The sequence below is a fragment of the Nonomuraea sp. NPDC049421 genome, assembly GCF_040677005.1.
GTDB classification, from domain to species: Bacteria; Actinomycetota; Actinomycetes; order Streptosporangiales; family Streptosporangiaceae; genus Nonomuraea; species Nonomuraea salmonea.
Genome location: NZ_JBFAQA010000006.1, coordinates 309,449 through 326,561, shown reverse-complemented (window position 1 = coordinate 326,561; position 17,113 = coordinate 309,449). Strand labels below are relative to the sequence as shown.

The window sequence follows — 17,113 nt, the reverse complement described above, 5'->3', positions numbered from 1 at the left end:
GCACTCAGGCTAGTGTGCCCGCGAGGCTGTCGGCTCCCGAAATAACGCCTTTCGCTGATCATGATGTCCGGCGCATGGCCTCGGTGATCCGCTCGGCGGCGGCCATGACCGGCACCGCGTGGAGCCGTCCTGGCGCTCTCGTGAGGCGTTCGATGGGGCCGGAGACCGACACCGCCGCGATCACCTTGCCGCCGCTACCCCTTATGGGAGCGGAGACGCTGGCCACCCCCTGCTCGCGCTCGCCGACGCTGTGGGCCCACCCACGGCGGCGTACGGAGGCCAGCGTGGCGGCGGTGAACTTGGCCCCGCGCAGCCCCCTGTGCAGCCGGTCGGGCTCCTCCCAGGCCAGCAGGATCTGCGCTGCGGAGCCTGCCGTCATGGGCAGCGCGGACCCGACGGGCACGGTGTCGCGCAGGCCGCTGGCGCGCTCGGCGGCGGCCACGCACACGCGTTCGTCGCCCTGACGGCGATAAAGCTGCGCGCTCTCCCCGGTCAGGTCACGAAGGTGCATCAAAACGGGCGCGGCGACCGCCAGCAGCCGGTCCTCGCCGGCGGCGGTGGACAACTCCGACAGCCTGGGGCCGAGCACGAAACGGCCCTGTGTGTCGCGGCTCACGATGCGGTGGTGCTCAAGGGCGACCGCCAGCCGGTGGGCGGTGGGGCGGGCCAGGCCGGTGGCCTGGACGAGCTGGGCCAGTGAAGCGGGTCCCGCTTCGAGGGCATTGAGTACAAGAACCGCCTTGTCGAGTACTCCGACTCCGCTAGAGTTGTCCATACACCGATACTGCAGTCTCGACATATGAGAAAGCAAGTCGGATGATTCTCAAGGAGGAGATCATGGGCCGCACACTGGCCGAGAAGGTCTGGGAGCAACACGTAGTCCGTCGCGCGGAGGGCGAACCGGACCTGCTCTATATCGACCTGCACCTCATCCACGAGGTGACCAGCCCGCAGGCGTTCGACGGGCTCAGGCTCGCCGGCCGCAAGGTGCGGCGGCCCGATCTCACCATCGCCACCGAGGACCACAACGTGCCGACCGTGCTCGGCCCCATCGCCGACCCGGTCTCCAAGACCCAGGTCGAGACGCTGCGCAAGAACGCCGCCGAGTTCGGCATCCGCCTGCATCCGATGGGCGACGCGGGGCAGGGCGTGGTGCACATCATCGGCCCGCAGTTCGGTCTCACCCAGCCCGGCATGACCATCGTGTGCGGCGACTCCCACACCTCCACGCACGGCGCGTTCGGCGGCATCGCGTTCGGCATCGGCACCTCCGAGGTCGAGCACGTGCTGGCCACGCAGACGCTGCCCGCCTACCGCCCGAAGACGATGGCCATCGAGGTCGGCGGCGAGCTGCCGGCCGGCGTCACCGCCAAGGACCTGATCCTGGCCATCATCGCCAAGATCGGCACCGGCGGCGGCCAGGGCTACATCGTCGAATACCGGGGCGAGGCCGTGCGCAAGCTCTCCATGGAGGGCCGCATGACGATCTGCAACATGTCGATCGAGGCGGGCGCGCGGGCCGGCATGATCGCCCCCGACGAGACCACGTTCGCGTACCTGAAAGGCCGCCCCCACGCGCCGAAGGGCGAGGCGTGGGACCAGGCGGTCGCATACTGGAAGTCGCTGCGCACCGACGACGACGCCGTCTTCGACAAGGTCGTGGAGATCGACGCCGCCACGCTGACCCCCTACGTCACGTGGGGCACCAACCCGGGCCAGGGCCTGCCGCTGGGCGAGTCCGTGCCCGCGCCGGAGAGCTTCGACGACCCGGTGGCGCGCTCGGCCGCCGAGCGGGCGCTGGAGTACATGGGCCTGACCGCCGGCACGCCGCTGCGCGAGATCGAGGTCGACACCGTGTTCGTCGGCTCGTGCACCAACGGCCGCATCGAGGACCTCCGCTCGGCCGCCGAGATCCTGCGCGGCCGCCAGGTCAGGACCCGCACGCTCATCGTGCCCGGCTCGATGATGGTCAAGAAGCAGGCCGAGGAGGAGGGCCTGCACGAGGTGTTCAAGGCCGCGGGCGCCGAGTGGCGCGAGGCCGGCTGCTCGATGTGCCTCGGCATGAACCCCGACACGCTCAAGCCGGGCGAGCGCAGCGCCTCCACCTCCAACCGCAACTTCGAGGGCCGCCAGGGCAAGGGTGGCCGCACCCACCTGGTGTCGCCGCAGGTCGCCGCCGCGACCGCCGTCACCGGCCGCCTCACCGCCCCCGCCGACCTGTAAGGGAGACCACGTTCCATGGAAGCCTTCACCACCCACACCGGTACGGCGGTGCCGCTGCGCCGCAGCAACGTCGACACCGACCAGATCATCCCGGCCGTCTGGCTCAAGCAGGTCAGCCGCACCGGTTTCGAGAAGGGCCTGTTCGCCGCCTGGCGCGAGGACCCGACGTTCGTGCTCAACGACCCCTCCTACGAGGGCGGCTCGATCCTGGTCTCCGGCCCCGACTTCGGCACCGGCTCCTCCCGCGAGCACGCCGTCTGGGCGCTGCAGCAGTACGGGTTCCGCGTCGTGATCGCCGCCCGCTTCGGCGACATCTTCCGCAACAACTCCACCAAGATGGGCCTGCTCCCCGTCGTCCTGCCGGGCGAGAAGGTCGAGGAGCTGCAGGCCGCCGTCGAGGCGGAACCCACGCTCGAAGTGACCGTCGACCTGGTCGAACGCCAGGTCCGCTGGGCCGGCGAGGCCGTCCCCTTCGAGATCGACGACTACACCCGCTGGCGGCTGATGGAGGGGCTCGACGACATCGGGCTGACCCTGCGTCACGAGGGCGAAGTGGCGGCGTACGAGAATGGTCGGCAGCCATGGCTGCCGACGACCGTCTAGAAGACGACGAACTGGCGCGGCGGTTGCGCGAGGCGCACCGCCGCGTCCGCATGCTGCCCGCCGACCACAGGGAACGCCTCGGGCGCCGCTATCTCGCGATCTGCGACCTGGCGAAGCACGACAGGGAAAGAGCGGCGCTGCGCCTCAGGGCGTTTCTCCGGGCCCTTGACGAGGCTTTCGACACGCCACGTAGTGAAGAAAACCCGCTAGGTGATTGAGTTCATCGGCGATCCCGCCTACTTTCAGAGCCCGTAAGGGGTTTCTACGTCGAACTCGTGAGCTGGAACCCCGAGCCGTAACTGGGGGAGCAGGACTTTCATGAACAAGCGAGAACTCGTCGAGGCCATCGCGGATCGGGTGGGCGACAGGAAGACGGCCACGGAGGCCGTCAACGCGGTCATCGACGCCATCCAGAAGGCCGTGGCCGGCGGCGACAAGGTCTCGATCACGGGCTTCGGCGCGTTCGAGATGGTGAACAAGCCCGCCCGCACGGCGCGCAATCCGTCCACCGGCGCGGAAATCAATGTGGCCGAGAGCTGGGCGCCCAAGTTCCGTCCCGGTTCTGATTTCAAAGAACTGGTGAACGAGGGCGGCAAGAAAATCGGCAAGAAGAAGTAAACACAGCGGACCGCCGAACGCCCGGGCCATCTCGGCCCGGGCGTCCGCGTGTCCGGATCAGGGCTTGTAGGCGTCGGGCACCGGGAACGTGGACAGCGTGATGTAGCCGATCTCGCCGCCGCTCATGCCGAGATTGACCCGCTGGCCTGAGCGGAGCAGCAGCAGCGGGCCCGCGTCGAAGGCGGCGGTGCCGAAGGGGAGCACGGCACCGTCGTCGAGGAAGACCGTGCCGGAACGGGTGGCCTCGTCGAAGCTGCGTACGGTCGCCTGCACGCCACCAGCTTAAGCGCTCACTCTTCCCGATCAACCGGCCACAGCTCGGCCACCACCGCGGCCGTGTGCCTGCCCAGCCCGAGCTGGATCGCCGCGCGCAGGTCGTCGGGGGTGTCCACGTCGCGCCTGACCGAGTCGATGCCGGGCACGCACAGCTCCTTGGCGCCGCCGGCCAGGTGCTTGGCCCGCGACTCACCGCCGAACCGCGGCGTGAAGGGCCGGCCTGGGCGCACCCCGTAGAAGGTGGTTCCGACGTCGAGCGCGTCGGGCACGAACGCCTGGTCGAACTCGGCCGCCGCCCCCAGCGCCACCGCCAGCTCGGCGGGACGCAGCGCGGGCAGGTCGGCCTGGAGGGCGCCCACCGCGTCGTCGGGCGCGACGCGTACCGCGTGGGCGGCGCCCGTACGCAGCGCCGTGTTCAGCCCCCGATCGGGGTCGTGCACCACGTCGGCGCCCAGGGCGGCGAGCGGCCCCGCGGCGGCGGGGTCGGCCGTCACCACGATGACCCGGGCGACGGGCGGGCAGGACAGCGCGGCGGCCACGGTGTCGCAGGCCACGGCCACGGCCAGCCGCGTGCGGTGCGGCCCCGTCGCGGCCGCCAGCCGGGTCTTCGCCGCGACCAGCGTCTTCACCGGAATGACCAGGGACCAGCGGATGCTCATAGGGTAAGCATCGCGCCTCGACATCCCACGCGGCCAACCGGGAGACTTGGGGCGCATCCCGTACGTCTTGGAGGAGACCATGAGCCGCCCCACGAGACCATCGCGTTTCTGGGAAACCCTGGCAGTCGTCGTGGTGAAACCGCTGTCCTGGCTTCTGGTCAAGAAAGACTGGCGTAACGGCGATCGCATGCCGAGGACGGGCGGCGTGATCATCGCGGCCAACCACCTGTCGTGGGCCGACCCGGTGCTGCTGTCGCACTTCCTCTACAACCACGGCCGCTGGCCGGTCATCCTGGCCAAGTCGGGATTGTTCAAGGTGCCGCTCCTGGGCCACGCCGTCGCCGCGCTGCGGGCCATCCCGGTCGAGCGGGGCAGCAGCGAGGCCGCGAGGTCGCTGCGCATCTCGGAGGAGCGGCTGGCCGACGGCTGCGCGATCCTGTTCTACCCCGAGGGCACCTGCACCCGCGACCCTGGTCTGTGGCCGATGACCGGCAAGACGGGCGCGGCCCGGCTGGCGCTGGAGAGCGGCGCCCCGGTGATCCCCGTGGCCCACTGGGGGGCGCACGAGCTGCTGCCGTACGGCGCGAAGAAGCCCAGGCTGTTCCCCCGTAAGACGTTCCGCGTGACGGTGGGCCCGCCGGTCGACCTGTCGAAGTACGCCGACCGGCCGATGCACGCCGACGTGCTGCGCGAGGCCACGGCCGACATCATGGCCGCGGTCACCGCCCAGCTCGCCGAGCTGCGCGGCGAGAAGGCACCGGAGACCCCCTACGATCCGACCAGGCGGTGAGCGCATGACGAAGGCAGCCGTGTTCGGCACGGGTTCGTGGGGCACCACGTTCGCGATGCTCCTCGCCGAGGCGGGCAACGAGGTCACGCTCTGGGGTCGCAGGCAGGAGCTGGTCGAGTCGATCGACCGCGACCACGTCAACCCCGACTACCTGCCAGGAGTGCCGCTCCCGCCCTCGCTGCGGGCCACCACCGACCCCGGGCGGGCGCTCGCCGGGGCCGACTTCGTGGTGCTCGCGGTGCCGTCCCAGCGACTGCGGGCCAACTTCGCGGCGTGGAAGCCGTACATCCCGCCGCACGCCGTGCTGGTGAGCCTGATGAAGGGCATCGAGCTGGGCACCACCAAGCGGATGAGCGAGGTGATCCGCGAGGTGGCCGAGGTGCCCGACGAGCGGGTGGCCGTCGTCTCCGGGCCCAACCTGGCCATGGAGATCGCCCACCGCCAGCCCGCCGCGACCGTCGTGGCCTGCACCGACGAGAGCGTGGCCGAGCGGCTGCAGGCGATCTGCCACCTGCCGCCGTGGTTCCGCCCCTACACCAACCCCGACGTGGTGGGCGTCGAGCTGGGCGGCGCGGTGAAGAACGTCATCGCCCTCGCCGTCGGGGTCTCCGCCGGCATGGGCATGGGCGACAACGTCAGCGCCATGCTCATCACGCGCGGCCTGGCCGAGATCTCCCGGCTCGGGGCCGCGCTCGGCGCCGACCCGCACACCTTCGCCGGGCTCGCCGGCATGGGCGACCTGGTCGCCACCTGCACCTCGCCGCTGTCGCGCAACCGCACGTTCGGCGAGAACCTCGGCCGCGGCATGACGCTGGACGAGGTCGTCGCCGCCACCAAGCAGACCGCCGAGGGCGTCAAGTCGTGCGAGTCGGTGCTGGAGCTGGCGAGGAAGCACGACGTGGAGATGCCGATCACCGAGGTCGTCGTCGGCGTCGTGCACGACGGCATGTCTCCGGCCGAGGCGGGCATGCTGCTGATGTCCCGCACGCCGAAACCCGAACGGTACGGGTTGTGAGAATGACCTGAATACGGCGTGCTCGGCTCGCTGTGACCGGGACACCCCGGTAGATTCGGACACCATGAGCAAGCCACGCGTCGCCGTCGTTTTCGGAGGTCGCAATTCCGAGCACGCCGTCTCCCTGATGGGGGCGGGCAGCGTGCTGGAGGCGATCGACAGGACCAAGTACGAGGTGATCCCGATCGGGATCGCCCAGGACGGCAGGTGGGTGCTGGCCGCTTCCGACCAGCGGTTCGCCATCGAGTCCGGCGAGCTGCCGGTCGTCGACACCTCGGGCGCGGCGCTCGCGCTGCCCTCAGGGAGCGGTGACCTCGTGGCGTACGACCCCGGCGCGATCCCCGTCGAGCTCGGCGCCGTCGACGCGGTCTTCCCCGTGATGCACGGCCCGTTCGCCGAGGACGGCACCATCCAGGGCCTGCTGGAGATGGCCGGTGTCCGCTACGTCGGCTCCGGCGTGCTGGCCAGCGCGGTCGGCATGGACAAGGCCCACATGAAGACCGTCATGGCGGCGGCGGGGCTGCCGATCGGCCGCTACGTCGTCGTCCGCGAGCGCGACTGGCGGCTCGACCGCGAGACCGTGCTCAAGGAGGCCGAGGAGCTCGGCTACCCGGTCTTCGTCAAGCCGGCGAGGGCGGGCTCGTCCCAGGGCATCTCCAAGGCGGGCGACCGCGCGGAGCTGGCCGCGGCCATCGAGCTGGCCAGGGAGCACGACCCCAAGGTCCTCATCGAGGCGGCCATCGTCGGCCGCGAGATCGAGTGCGCGGTGCTGCAGTCGCCCGGCGACGAGCGGGCCGCCGCGTCGATGCCGGGCGAGGTGAGGGTCGAGGGGGGGCAGGAGTTCTTCGACTTCGCGGCGAAGTACTACCCCGACCAGATGTCGCTCACGGTGCCCGCCGACATCCCGCAGGAGACGGCCGAGGAACTGCGCGAGATGGCGGTGCGGGCGTTCGAGGCGCTCGACTGCGAGGGGCTCGCCAGGGTCGACTTCTTCTACACCCCCGACGGCAAGCTGATCTTCAACGAGATCAACACCATGCCCGGTTTCACCTCGCTGTCGGTGGCGCCGCAGCTCTGGGCCGCCTCTGGGCTGTCCTATCCTGAGCTGGTCGAGCGGCTCATCCAGCTCGCCCTGCAGCGCCGGCCAGGACTGCGCTGATCAGGCTCTGGGCGTGGTGGCCTGGGCGATCGGCCCCGACAGGTCGGCGAGCACCTCGGCCGCCACGTGCTCGCCGCCGACCGTGACCTCGACGTACGCGGTGTCGGTCACGGCGGTGAACAACGCCGGCTTCTCCGGGTCGGCGAACCAGCCCACGCCCTCGATCTCCTGCAGCTGGTCGGTCGGCGCCATCCTGACCGGCCGCGGCACGCCGCAGCGCAGCGCGATGACGCCTGAGCCCCAGACGGCGACGTAGGGGGACGCGGGGTCGGACGTGCCGCGCTTTTCGTCGTCGAGCGTCTTGGGCAGCAGCGGGGCCAGCCGGTCGCAGGCCGTCGCCGCCTCGCCCTCAGGACGCGGCGGCTCGACCTGAACGGCGCCGCCGCAGCCGGCGAGTGTCAGGAGAACGAGCAGGACGGCGGCGACACGCATCTAGGGACCTCAGATATGGACGATCGGACACGTCAGCGTACGCGTGATGCCCTCCACCGCCTGAATCTGGGCGACGACGAGCTTGCCCAGCTCATCGACGTTGTTGGCCTCCGCGCGCACGATCACGTCGTAGGGGCCCGTCACGTCCTCGGCCCGGGTGACCCCCGGGATCCCGGAGATCTCGCGAGCCACGGCGGCGGCCTTGCCGACTTCGGTCTGGATAAGGATGTAGGCCTGCACCATCACGTCCTCCCGGGCGATTGGATCACGCCGAAGGGCCACCGTACCCTGTGTGCGTCAGGAGGTGCGTCATCACAGTCGGAGATCTCGGCGAATTCGGTGTGGTAAATCGCATTACCGCACAACTGCCCCAGGGCGCCGCGGTGATGCTCGGCCCGGGCGACGACGCCGCCGTCATCGGCGCCCCCGACGGGCGTGTCGCGGTCTCGACGGACCTGCTGGTCGAGGGCCGCCACTTCAGGCGTGACTGGTCGCGCGGCTACGACGTGGGCCGCAAGGCCGCCGCCCAGAACCTCGCCGACGTGGCCGCCATGGGCGCCCGTCCCACCTCGCTCGTGGTCGGCCTCGGCCTGCCCGCCGACCTGCCGGTGAGCTGGCTCGACGAGCTGACCGCCGGGTTCGCCGACGAGTGCGGGGTCGTGGGGGCGAGCGTGGCGGGCGGCGACGTGACCCGCTGCGACCTGGTCGTCCTCGGGGTGACCGCGCTGGGCGACCTCGGCGGGCGCGCTCCCGTCCTGCGGTCGGGGGCCAGGCCGGGGCACGTGGTGGCGGTGGCCGGGCGGCTCGGCCACGCCGCCGCCGGGTGGGCGCTGCTGGAGGCGGGCGTCTCCGTGGACACCCCCGGGCTGCGGGCGGCCGTGGCGGGCCATCGGCGGCCGTGCCCGCCGTACGCGAGCGGGGTCGAGGCGGCCGAGCTGGGCGCGAGCGCCATGCTGGACGTCAGCGACGGGTTGCTGCAGGATCTGGGGCACGTCGCAAGGGCCAGTGGCGTACGGATCGAGCTCGATCCCGCGGCCTTCACCGTGTTCACCACGGCGGAGCCGGTGGTGGCGGCGGCCAAGGAGCTGGGGGCCGATCCGCTGGAGTGGGTGCTGTCGGGTGGCGAGGACCACGCGCTGGCGGCGGTGTTCCCCGCCGAGGTGTCGTTGCCGGAGTCGTGGCAGGTCGTGGGCCGGGTCGCCGAGGGTTCTGACGTGGTGGTGCGCGGGCGGGCGATCGGGCATCGCGGGTGGGATCACTTTCGGTGATGAGATGTCCCGATTTACGTGAAATTTTCCTGTTTTGGGGTATGACTAGCGGGATTGCTGTGACAACGGTGTAGCAAAGGTGTTATGAAGATTGGCGGCCACTGTAACCGGGAAGAAAGGGCAGCCATGGGCCGCCACGGCACAGGTGGATCCGAAGACGGGGACGAACGGGGGCACAGCGCTTTTTGGGGTCCTGACGAGCAGGCCGAGCCGCCGGGCTGGCCGTCGCTCCCGGACCAGCCCGAGGTGACGGGGCAGTGGGCCCCGATGCCGAGGCGCGCCGACGGGCCTCCTCCGCGCGCGCCGCAGTCGGAGCCGTTCGAGACCACCGGGGCCTTCGCCGTGCCCACCAACGACCCCGCGGGCGCCTACCCGCAGCAGCCTGGGCGTGACCCCAGGATGGACCCGGGCATGGACGACGCAGGGCCGTTCGAGACGACGGGGGCGTTCGCCCGCCCGCAGGAGTGGAACCAGCCCCCCGACCAGACGGCCGTCTTCGGCGGCCCCGGGGGCGCGCAGCAGTTCCCCGGGCAGGGCGACGCGCTGTTCGACCCGCCCGCTGAGCAGCGCGGGCTCTTCGACCCACCGGGGGGCCGGCGAGGCTCCTTCGACGACCAGCCCTTCGACGATCAGCGTGAGCCCTTCGACGGCCAGCGGATGCAGTTCGAGGACGAGCGGGATCGGTTCGACGCTCCCGCGGGCCCTCAGGGGCCTTTCAACGGGCCCGAGCAGCGTGGCCCGTTCGACGGGCCCGGGGACCAGCACGGGCCGTTCAACGATCAGCGCGGTCCCTTCGACGGGCCGGCTGATCCTCATGACCCCTTCGGCGCCTCCTTCGACGACGCGCCCGACGGCCGTACCGCGCGGTTCGACCCGCCCCCCGGCGTCCCGCCCGAGCCGGGCGACGTCAAGGTGGCCGGCGAGCCGACCGCCATGCTGGCCCCCGCGTGGGCGAACGCCGAAACCGGCTTCCTCGGCCCCGACAACGGCTCAGGCTGGCCGGACGACGCCGACGAGCCGCGCGCCCGCCGCGGACGCCGCAAGGGCCGCGGTGGCGGCGGCGGTGACGACGACGTGCTCGCCGCGGCTCCGTCCGGCGCCGGCAAGGGCCGCGTGGCGCTGCTGTCGGTGGCGGCCGTGGCCGTCGTGCTCGGCGGCACGGTGGCGGGCGTCAAGTTCATGAGCTCCAGCGGCGACTCGGCCAAGTGCGAGGGTACGTCCTGCGCCGCCGTGCAGGCTCCGAGCCAGAAGCCCGCGCCCGCCGGGTCGGGACCCGTGGACGAGGAGAGCGAGCCCGAGCCCGAGGACGAGCCGGTGGAGGAGGAGACGGCGGCCGACGAGGAGCCGTCGAGCAGGCCGACGCCGACGGCCACCTACAACGCGGGAGCGCCGCGCCGCACCGCCACTCCCACGCCGACGCCTACCAAGACGAGGGTGAAGAAGCAGGAGAAGCCGGTGGACGAGCCGGCCGCCGACCCGTCGGCCGACGCCGAGGAGACCGTCTCCGAGGCGCCGAGCGAGCAGCCGTCCACGCTGGACGACGCCGACACCGGCACCGGGGTCGTCCCCGACGAGTCCACCCCGCCGGCGAACGACTCGGGGATCGACTCGCCGCTGACGAACACCGGCGCGCTCAACGTCCGGCAGACGATCAAGCAGCGGCTGACCACGTACCAGGCGAACCTGACCCTCTCCAACGACTCCGTGCAGCCCCTCAGGAGCCCGACGGTCTCCGTCCCGGTGGACGGCAAGGTCGTGAAGGTGGAGGGCGCCACGTGGACGCAGGACGGCGACCTGCTGATCCTCGACGTCTCCACGACGCTCGCCTCCGGCGACTCTGTCGAGGTCTCCTTCACCGCCACCGGCCGCGGCACCAAGGCCAAGAACTGCGGCGTGGTCGCCGGCCAGTGCGCCATCAGCTGACCCCTGCCCGGCCACCCCGCCCCCGGGCGGGCCCCGGCCTCCTGGAGCCACCGATCTCACCACCTGGTGGGTCGGTGGCTCCATCGCTGTGCGGTGATGACCTCTGCGCGGGGCAGGACCCGCCCGCGCGTCGCTGAGTGGCGTTCTCCTCGGCGCGTGTGGGCGGCGACGGCTCCTGAACCGACGACGCCGCCTCCAGCTCTTGGAGGCGGCGCTGAGGGCTCTTCCGGCGGCACGTTGGGAAAAGGGGGCCGGACATGGCGAAGGCCCGCGGCTCCCTGAACGGGAGGCGGGCCCTTCGAAAGATGAACTAGCGGGTGACCTTGCCCGCCTTGATGCACGAGGTGCACACGTTCAGCTTCTTCGGCGTGCCGCCGACGACCGCGCGGACCGTCTGGATGTTGGGGTTCCAGCGACGGCGGGTGCGGCGGTGGGAGTGGGAAACGTTGTTGCCGAAGGTCGGGCCCTTGCGGCAGACATCGCAGACGGAAGCCACGGTATCGCTCCTTAAAACAGTCGATGTAGCCCTGTCCGCTGATGCTTTCCGGGCGGAGGGCATGCCGGGACGACCGGCCAGCCAGAAGAGAATATCCGATCCACGCCGATGGGCGCGAACCAGAGCATCTGGGCCGGATCCCGGGCGGCGATATTCTCCTCGCACAACCGTAGCGCATCCAGGCGGTTCGCTCGGCCGGTGCCGGACCATCGGCGCCGGTCATCGGGGCCGAACCGCCGGGGCAGTAGGTCGGGGACGCAGCCGGAGGCACCAGATGAAGATCCTCGACCCGCCCGCCGTACGCCGCTGGGCCCGCCTGGCCGCCGACGCGCTGGGCCAGGCCAGTACGGAGATCGACGCGCTCAACGTCTTCCCGGTGGCCGACGGCGACACCGGCACCAACCTGCACCTCACCATGCTGTCGGCGGCCGAGGCCGTCGAGTCGCTGCCCGAGGACGTGGACGCCGCCGTGGTCTGGCAGACCCTCTCCTACGGCGCGCTGATGGGGGCGCGCGGTAACTCGGGGGTGATCGTCAGCCAGGCGCTGCGCGGCCTCGCCGAGGTGCTCAAGGACGGCTCCGACCTGCGGGCGGGGCTGCTCAGAGCGGCGGTGCTCGCCAGGGAGGCGGTGGCCAGGCCGGTCGAGGGCACGGTGCTGAGCGTGCTGGAGTCGGCGGCGCGGGCCGTCCAGGAGGTGGAGGGCGACCTGCCCGAGGTGGCGCGGCAGGCGGCGGGTGAGGCGCGGGCGGCGCTCGGCCGTACGCCTGAGCAGCTCGACGTGCTGGCGCGCAGCGGCGTGGTGGACGCCGGCGGCGCGGGGGCGGCGATCGTGCTGGAGACGCTGGCCACGGTGGTCACGGGCGGCGCCGCCGAGCACTACGAGGTGCCCGCGCCGACCTCCCGGGTGACGCCGATGACGGAGGCGGGCGCGGGCTACGAGGTCATGTACCTGCTGGACGCCGGCGACCGGGCGGTGGCCGCGCTGCGGGAGGAGCTCGACGCCATGGGCGACTCGCTGGTCGTGGTGGGCGGCGACGGGCTGTGGAACGTGCACGTCCACGTCCCCGAAGCCGGTCCCGCGGTGGAGGCGGGGATCAGGGCGGGGCGGCCGTACCGGATCAGGATCACGTACCTGGCCGAACGCACTCATAAGGGCGGCAGTGGCAGCGGCGTGGTGGTGGTCGCGGCGGGCGACGGCATCGCGGCGCTGTTCGAGGAGTGCGGCGCGATCGTCGTACGCCGCGCGCCCGGCACCCGTCCCACCTTGCCCGCGCTGCTGGCCGCGATCAGGCAGGCCGGTGACGAGGTCGCCGTGCTGCCGAACGACGACGGCGTACGCGCGGTCGCCGCCGCTGCCGCCGAGATCGCCCGCGAGGAGGGCGTGACGGTCAGCGTGCTGCCCACGGAGGCGACCGTGCAGGGGCTGGCCGCGCTGGCCGTGCACGATCCGCTGCGGCGTTTCGACGACGACGTGGTGGCGATGACCGACGCCGCGGGGCACACCCGCTGCGGGCACGTGACGGTGGCGGACAAGGAGGCGTTCACGAGCGCCGGGGTGTGCCGGCCCGGCGACGTCCTGGGCCTGATCGGCGGGGACGTGGCCGTGATCGGCGAGTCGGTCGCCGGCGTGGCGGTCACGGTGGTGGACCGCATGCTGGCGGGCGGCGGCGAGCTGGTCACGCTGGTCACCGGCGAGGGCGCGGGGGAGGCGGCGTCCGAGGTGGAGCGGCACGTCGCGGGCACACGGCCCGACGTGGACCTCGTCGTGTACGACGGCGAGCAGGGCGGCTACCCGCTCCTCATCGGCGTGGAGTGATCCCCGGCCCCCTGGGTGCTTCGCACGGTCCCCGCCGCGACGGCGTGGAGTGATCCCCGGCGTCGCTGGGGATTCCTGTCGGCCGCAAGCGGTAGAACTTATTGCCGTGAGCCGTTTCGACGAGCCTCTGACGAAGGCGCTCGACCCGAAGACCGCCAAGCTGCTGCACAGCGTGCTCGGCCTGGAGACGGTCGGCGACCTGCTGCGCCACTATCCGCGACGCTACGCCGAGCGCGGCGAGCTGACCTCGCTCGACGCGCTCGAGGTCGACGAGCACGTCACCGTGGTGGGCGAGGTGACCAGGCTCATGCGCAAGCCGATGCGCAACCGCGGCGGCACCTGGCTGGAGGCCGAGGTCGTCGACGGCAACGGCAACAGGATCTATCTGTCGTTCTTCGGCAAGGGCTCCCACGTGGCCGAGTCGCGGCTCAAGCCGGGCAGGCGCGGCATGTTCGCCGGCAAGGTGGGGCTGTTCGGCGCGCGGTCGAAGCCGCGCTGGCAGCTCGCGCACCCGGAGTTCGAGCTGTTCGAGGAGGGCGAGGCGAGCGCTGAGGAGTTCGCGGCGGCGCCGGTGCCGATCTATCCGGCGGGCAAGGACCTCACGCCGTGGGCCATCAGGCGGGCCGTCGGCGTCGTGCTCGACACGCTGGGCCCGCTCGACGACCCGCTGCCCGCCGCGCTGCGGGCCCGCCACGGCCTGCAGGACCTCGGCGACGCGCTCGTGGCGATCCACCGGCCGAAGGACTTCGCGGAGGTCGGGCGGGCGCGTAACAGGCTGAAGTTCGACGAGGCGTTCGTGCTGCAGGCCGTGCTGCTCCAGCGGCGCCAGGCGGCGACCGCGTGGCCGGCCAAGCCGCGGCCCCGGCGCTCCGACGGCATGCTCGCCGACTTCGACGGGCGGCTGCCGTTCGCGCTGACCGAGGGGCAGGCCCAGGTGGGCGAGGAGATCGCCGCCGACCTGGCGACCGCGCACCCGATGCACCGGCTGCTGCAGGGCGAGGTCGGCGCGGGCAAGACGGTGGTGGCGCTGCGGGCGATGCTGCAGGTGGTCGACGCCGGCGGGCAGGCGGCGCTGCTGGCACCCACTGAGGTGCTGGCCCAGCAGCACCATCGCTCGATCACCACGATGCTGGGCGACCTGGCGCAGGGCGGCATGTTCGGCGGCACCGCGGTCACGCTGCTGACCGGGTCCATGGGGGCCGCCGCGCGGCGCTCCGCGCTGCTCGACGCGGCCTCGGGCACGGCCGGCGTCGTCGTCGGCACCCACGCGCTGCTGCAGGAACACGTGCAGTTCGCCGATCTGGGGCTGGTCGTGGTGGACGAGCAGCATCGGTTCGGGGTGGAGCAGCGTGACGCGCTGCGCGAGAAGGCCGGTGACGCCAGGCCGCACGTGCTGGTCATGACCGCCACCCCGATCCCGCGTACGGTCGCCATGACCGTCTTCGGCGACCTCGAGGTCTCGACGCTCTCGCAGCTCCCGTCCGGTCGTGCGCCGATCACCACCCACGTCGTGCCGGCCGCCGAGAAGCCCCATTACCTCGAGCGCACCTGGCAGCGGGTCAAGGAGGAGGTGGCGCTGGGGCGGCAGGCGTACATCGTGTGCCCGCGCATCGGCGACCTCGAAGGCGACGAGGGCGACATGGCGGCGTCCGACGACGAGCGGCGGCCGCCGCTCGCGGTCCTCGACGTGGCCGAGATGCTCACCGAGGGGCCCTTCCACGACCTGCGGGTGGGCACGCTGCACGGCAAGCTCCCGCCCGAGGAGAAGGACGCGATCATGCGGGCCTTCACGCGGGGCGAGCTCGACGTGCTGGTGGCGACGACGGTCATCGAGGTCGGCGTCGACGTGCCCAACTCGTCCGTCATGATCATCATGGACGCCGACCGCTTCGGCGTCTCCCAGCTCCACCAGCTCAGGGGCCGGGTCGGCCGGGGCGGGCTGCCCGGGCTCTGCCTGCTGGTCACCGACTTCCCCGAGGGCACCCCGGCCCGCGCCCGCCTCGACGCGGTGGCGGCCACGCTCGACGGGTTCGAGCTGTCGCGGGTCGACCTGGAGCAGCGGCGTGAGGGCGACGTGCTGGGCGCGGCGCAGTCGGGCAAGCGGACGTCGCTGAAGCTGCTGCAGCTGCTGCGCGACGAGGACGTCATCGCCACCGCCCGCGACGAGGCCGCCGCCCTGCTGACCGACGACCCCGATCTGACCAGGCACGCGGGCCTGCGCGCGGAGATAGACCGGCTGCTGGCCGATGAGAAGGCCGACTACCTGGAGAAGACCTGACGGCCCGATGAGCCCGTCCGACTGCGGAGGGCGCGCGTTGCGGGCCTGCCCGCGGGCGGGGGTTGGGCAGGCCGGTCGGCCGGAAGGCGCGCGGGAGGGGCAGCCGGCGGTCGTGGAGGGCGGGCGGTCGAGCCGTGGGAACGGCCGGCGCGCCGGGGGTGCGGAGCGGCCGATGGCCGGGTGCTTGTGAGGCGAGTTCAGGCCCAGCCGCCGGGGACGGCCTCCCCCCGAATGCCGTCCCCGGCTGGGCCCACCCTCGGGTCAGGTGCCGAGGGAACCGGCGTGCGGAAGGGCTCACGATCACGCCGGTCGGCCTTCATGTGGGTCACCTTGAAGGCCGCAGAATCATCATGCGGGCCGCCCGGCCCGATGTGAATCACCCTTGCGCAGTCGAGGCCGACACTTGTCCACTCTTGACCTGCGTGAACATGCGGGACAATGGGTGACATGACGCGGATCATCGCAGGCACGGCGGGTGGGCGGCGGCTGGCGGTGCCGCCGGGGCGCGGCACACGGCCGACCAGCGACAGGGCCAGAGAAGGCATCCTCTTGACGCTCGACTCCCTCTACGGCCTGCGCGACGCCCGCGTCCTCGACCTCTACGCCGGCTCGGGCGCGGTCGGGCTGGAGGCGCTGTCGCGGGGCGCGGCCGAGGCGGTGCTGGTGGAGTCCGACCCCAAGGCGGTGCGCACGATCAAGGCCAACGTCGACTCGCTCAGCCTCGCCGGGGCGCGAGTGGTGGCCGACAAGGTGCAGCGGGTGCTCGGCAGGCAAGCCGACACGCCGTACGACATCGTCTTCGCCGATCCCCCCTACGCGGTGCCGGACGACGAGGTGCGGACGGTGCTTGAGCTGCTGCGGGACAACGGCTGGCTGGTCGAAGAGGGATTGGTGGCTTTCGAGAGGGAAAGCCGGGGAGGTCCGCTGATGTGGCCAAAGGGGTACGTTGAGGAGAGGGTCCGTAGATATGGCGAAGCGTCCGTTTGGTACGGTCGCGCCGCCGGGAACCCGTAGACCTGGGAGGCGTCTTGCGCCGCGTAGTCTGCCCGGGGTCGTTCGACCCCATCACCAATGGCCACCTCGACATCATCGGCCGCTCCGCGCGGTTGTACGACGAGGTGACCGTGGCAGTCCTCATCAACGTCGAGAAATCCAGCCTGTTCACGGTGGACGAACGCATCGAGATGCTGCAGACCGTGACCAAGGAATATCCGAACGTCAAGGTGCGCAAGTTCCACGGCCTGCTCGTCGACTTCTGCAAGCAGAACGACATCCCCGCCATCGTCAAGGGCATCAGGGTGGTCAGCGACTTCGACTACGAGCTGCAGATGGCTCAGCTCAACTACCGGATGTCCGGGGTCGAGACGCTGTTCATGCCCACCAACCCCGAGTACTCGTTCCTGTCGTCGTCCCGGGTGAAGGAGATCGCCCGGTATGGTGGTGACGTCTCGGGTCTCGTGCCCGACCTGGTCCACCAGCTGCTCATTGAGCGGCTCAGAGGCTAGTCGCAAGCTGCTATCCTTACTTTTCGGCCTTGTACGACGGCGATGCTTTTCG

Annotated in this window: 19 protein-coding genes; 13 read left to right on the top strand and 6 right to left on the bottom strand. The window is 71.6% G+C overall.

The genetic code is table 11. The features are described 5' to 3' along the window. Positions 1–58 precede the first annotated feature (58 nt). Positions 59–775, bottom strand: a complete 717-nt coding sequence (locus AB0K18_RS13700) for an IclR family transcriptional regulator (RefSeq protein ID WP_355428362.1) — start codon at positions 773–775, stop codon at positions 59–61. A gap of 62 nt (positions 776–837) precedes the next feature. On the opposite strand from AB0K18_RS13700, the gene leuC reads away from it, so the two are divergent. The 4 genes from leuC (at position 838) to AB0K18_RS13680 (ending at position 3,444) form a co-directional block, all read left to right on the top strand. Continuing rightward, positions 838–2,223: a 3-isopropylmalate dehydratase large subunit gene (gene leuC, locus AB0K18_RS13695; RefSeq protein WP_364914276.1), complete on the top strand. Its 1,386-nt coding sequence runs from the start codon at positions 838–840 to the stop codon at positions 2,221–2,223. Positions 2,224–2,238: 15 nt separating this feature from the next. Further along, the gene (leuD, locus tag AB0K18_RS13690) at positions 2,239–2,826 is read left to right on the top strand and encodes a 3-isopropylmalate dehydratase small subunit (RefSeq protein ID WP_355428367.1); all 588 of its coding nucleotides are present in this window, start codon (positions 2,239–2,241) and stop codon (positions 2,824–2,826) included. Further along, on the top strand, positions 2,805–3,044 hold the full coding sequence (locus tag AB0K18_RS13685; protein ID WP_364914273.1) for a hypothetical protein: 240 nt from the start codon (positions 2,805–2,807) through the stop codon (positions 3,042–3,044). The genes leuD and AB0K18_RS13685 overlap by 22 nt, the downstream gene beginning before the upstream one ends. Positions 3,045–3,144: 100 nt before the next feature. Continuing rightward, positions 3,145–3,444 (top strand): HU family DNA-binding protein, encoded by a 300-nt coding sequence (locus AB0K18_RS13680; RefSeq protein WP_355428372.1) that lies wholly within the window; start codon positions 3,145–3,147, stop codon positions 3,442–3,444. 57 nt (positions 3,445–3,501) lie between these two features. Here the strand turns inward: AB0K18_RS13680 and AB0K18_RS13675 are convergent, their stop codons facing one another. Then, positions 3,502–3,717 carry a hypothetical protein gene (locus AB0K18_RS13675; RefSeq protein ID WP_364914271.1) on the bottom strand — a complete coding sequence of 72 codons (216 nt, stop codon included), beginning with the start codon at positions 3,715–3,717 and terminating at the stop codon, positions 3,502–3,504. Between the two features lie 17 nt (positions 3,718–3,734). Then, a complete protein-coding gene (gene cofC, locus AB0K18_RS13670) occupies positions 3,735–4,379 on the bottom strand; it encodes a 2-phospho-L-lactate guanylyltransferase (protein ID WP_364914270.1) in 645 nt (214 codons plus the stop codon). 187 nt (positions 4,380–4,566) lie between these two features. Between cofC and AB0K18_RS13665 the strand changes: the two genes are divergently transcribed. From AB0K18_RS13665 to AB0K18_RS13655, 3 genes are all read left to right on the top strand, one after another. After that, positions 4,567–5,169, top strand: coding sequence for a lysophospholipid acyltransferase family protein (locus AB0K18_RS13665; RefSeq protein WP_364914268.1), 603 nt, complete (start codon positions 4,567–4,569; stop codon positions 5,167–5,169). Between the two features lie 4 nt (positions 5,170–5,173). Next, positions 5,174–6,184: an NAD(P)H-dependent glycerol-3-phosphate dehydrogenase gene (locus tag AB0K18_RS13660; RefSeq protein ID WP_364914266.1), complete on the top strand. Its 1,011-nt coding sequence runs from the start codon at positions 5,174–5,176 to the stop codon at positions 6,182–6,184. A gap of 64 nt (positions 6,185–6,248) precedes the next feature. Then, positions 6,249–7,343: a D-alanine--D-alanine ligase family protein gene (locus AB0K18_RS13655; protein ID WP_364914264.1), complete on the top strand. Its 1,095-nt coding sequence runs from the start codon at positions 6,249–6,251 to the stop codon at positions 7,341–7,343. Here the strand turns inward: AB0K18_RS13655 and AB0K18_RS13650 are convergent, their stop codons facing one another. Both AB0K18_RS13650 and AB0K18_RS13645 read right to left on the bottom strand, forming a co-directional pair. Next, positions 7,344–7,775, bottom strand: coding sequence for a DUF3515 family protein (locus AB0K18_RS13650; RefSeq protein WP_364914262.1), 432 nt, complete (start codon positions 7,773–7,775; stop codon positions 7,344–7,346). Between the two features lie 9 nt (positions 7,776–7,784). Further along, on the bottom strand, positions 7,785–8,018 hold the full coding sequence (locus AB0K18_RS13645) for an Lrp/AsnC ligand binding domain-containing protein (RefSeq protein ID WP_345389169.1): 234 nt from the start codon (positions 8,016–8,018) through the stop codon (positions 7,785–7,787). A gap of 47 nt (positions 8,019–8,065) precedes the next feature. On the opposite strand from AB0K18_RS13645, the gene AB0K18_RS13640 reads away from it, so the two are divergent. Further along, complete coding sequence (locus AB0K18_RS13640; protein WP_364914260.1) at positions 8,066–9,043, top strand: thiamine-phosphate kinase; 978 nt, start codon at positions 8,066–8,068, stop codon at positions 9,041–9,043. A gap of 267 nt (positions 9,044–9,310) precedes the next feature. Further along, entirely contained in the window at positions 9,311–10,966 is a 1,656-nt protein-coding gene (locus AB0K18_RS13635; RefSeq protein ID WP_364914258.1) for a hypothetical protein, read from the top strand. A 310-nt stretch (positions 10,967–11,276) separates the two neighbouring features. Here AB0K18_RS13635 and rpmB read toward each other — a convergent pair whose 3' ends face one another. Further along, on the bottom strand, positions 11,277–11,462 hold the full coding sequence (rpmB, locus tag AB0K18_RS13630) for a 50S ribosomal protein L28 (RefSeq protein WP_043618345.1): 186 nt from the start codon (positions 11,460–11,462) through the stop codon (positions 11,277–11,279). 274 nt (positions 11,463–11,736) lie between these two features. Here rpmB and AB0K18_RS13625 point away from each other — a divergent pair, with 274 nt between their 5' ends. The 4 genes from AB0K18_RS13625 to coaD all read left to right on the top strand — a co-directional run bounded on the left by AB0K18_RS13625 (position 11,737) and on the right by coaD (position 17,061). Next, positions 11,737–13,278 carry a DAK2 domain-containing protein gene (locus AB0K18_RS13625; protein WP_364914256.1) on the top strand — a complete coding sequence of 514 codons (1,542 nt, stop codon included), beginning with the start codon at positions 11,737–11,739 and terminating at the stop codon, positions 13,276–13,278. A 106-nt stretch (positions 13,279–13,384) separates the two neighbouring features. Then, on the top strand, positions 13,385–15,556 hold the full coding sequence (gene recG / locus AB0K18_RS13620) for an ATP-dependent DNA helicase RecG (protein WP_364914254.1): 2,172 nt from the start codon (positions 13,385–13,387) through the stop codon (positions 15,554–15,556). Positions 15,557–16,003: 447 nt separating this feature from the next. Further along, positions 16,004–16,570 (top strand): 16S rRNA (guanine(966)-N(2))-methyltransferase RsmD, encoded by a 567-nt coding sequence (gene rsmD, locus AB0K18_RS13615; protein ID WP_364914252.1) that lies wholly within the window; start codon positions 16,004–16,006, stop codon positions 16,568–16,570. 14 nt (positions 16,571–16,584) lie between these two features. After that, the gene (coaD, locus tag AB0K18_RS13610; RefSeq protein ID WP_364914250.1) at positions 16,585–17,061 is read left to right on the top strand and encodes a pantetheine-phosphate adenylyltransferase; all 477 of its coding nucleotides are present in this window, start codon (positions 16,585–16,587) and stop codon (positions 17,059–17,061) included. The last annotated feature ends 52 nt before the right edge of the window (positions 17,062–17,113 follow it).

Bases quoted from the DNA above. Each gene is read 5' to 3' on its own strand.
- AB0K18_RS13680 (WP_355428372.1), top strand. From the start codon at position 3,145: ATGAACAAGCGAGAACTCGTCGAGGCCATCGCGGATCGGGTGGGCGAC.
- leuD (WP_355428367.1), top strand. From the start codon at position 2,239: ATGGAAGCCTTCACCACCCACACCGGTACGGCGGTGCCGCTGCGCCGC.
- AB0K18_RS13645 (WP_345389169.1), bottom strand. From the start codon at position 8,018: ATGGTGCAGGCCTACATCCTTATCCAGACCGAAGTCGGCAAGGCCGCC.
- AB0K18_RS13655 (WP_364914264.1), top strand. From the start codon at position 6,249: ATGAGCAAGCCACGCGTCGCCGTCGTTTTCGGAGGTCGCAATTCCGAG.
- AB0K18_RS13635 (WP_364914258.1), top strand. From the start codon at position 9,311: ATGCCGAGGCGCGCCGACGGGCCTCCTCCGCGCGCGCCGCAGTCGGAG.
- AB0K18_RS13660 (WP_364914266.1), top strand. From the start codon at position 5,174: ATGACGAAGGCAGCCGTGTTCGGCACGGGTTCGTGGGGCACCACGTTC.
- AB0K18_RS13685 (WP_364914273.1), top strand. From the start codon at position 2,805: ATGGCTGCCGACGACCGTCTAGAAGACGACGAACTGGCGCGGCGGTTG.
- AB0K18_RS13665 (WP_364914268.1), top strand. From the start codon at position 4,567: ATGCCGAGGACGGGCGGCGTGATCATCGCGGCCAACCACCTGTCGTGG.
- AB0K18_RS13650 (WP_364914262.1), bottom strand. From the start codon at position 7,775: ATGCGTGTCGCCGCCGTCCTGCTCGTTCTCCTGACACTCGCCGGCTGC.
- rsmD (WP_364914252.1), top strand. From the start codon at position 16,004: ATGACGCGGATCATCGCAGGCACGGCGGGTGGGCGGCGGCTGGCGGTG.
- AB0K18_RS13700 (WP_355428362.1), bottom strand. From the start codon at position 775: ATGGACAACTCTAGCGGAGTCGGAGTACTCGACAAGGCGGTTCTTGTA.
- leuC (WP_364914276.1), top strand. From the start codon at position 838: ATGGGCCGCACACTGGCCGAGAAGGTCTGGGAGCAACACGTAGTCCGT.
- cofC (WP_364914270.1), bottom strand. From the start codon at position 4,379: ATGAGCATCCGCTGGTCCCTGGTCATTCCGGTGAAGACGCTGGTCGCG.
- AB0K18_RS13625 (WP_364914256.1), top strand. From the start codon at position 11,737: ATGAAGATCCTCGACCCGCCCGCCGTACGCCGCTGGGCCCGCCTGGCC.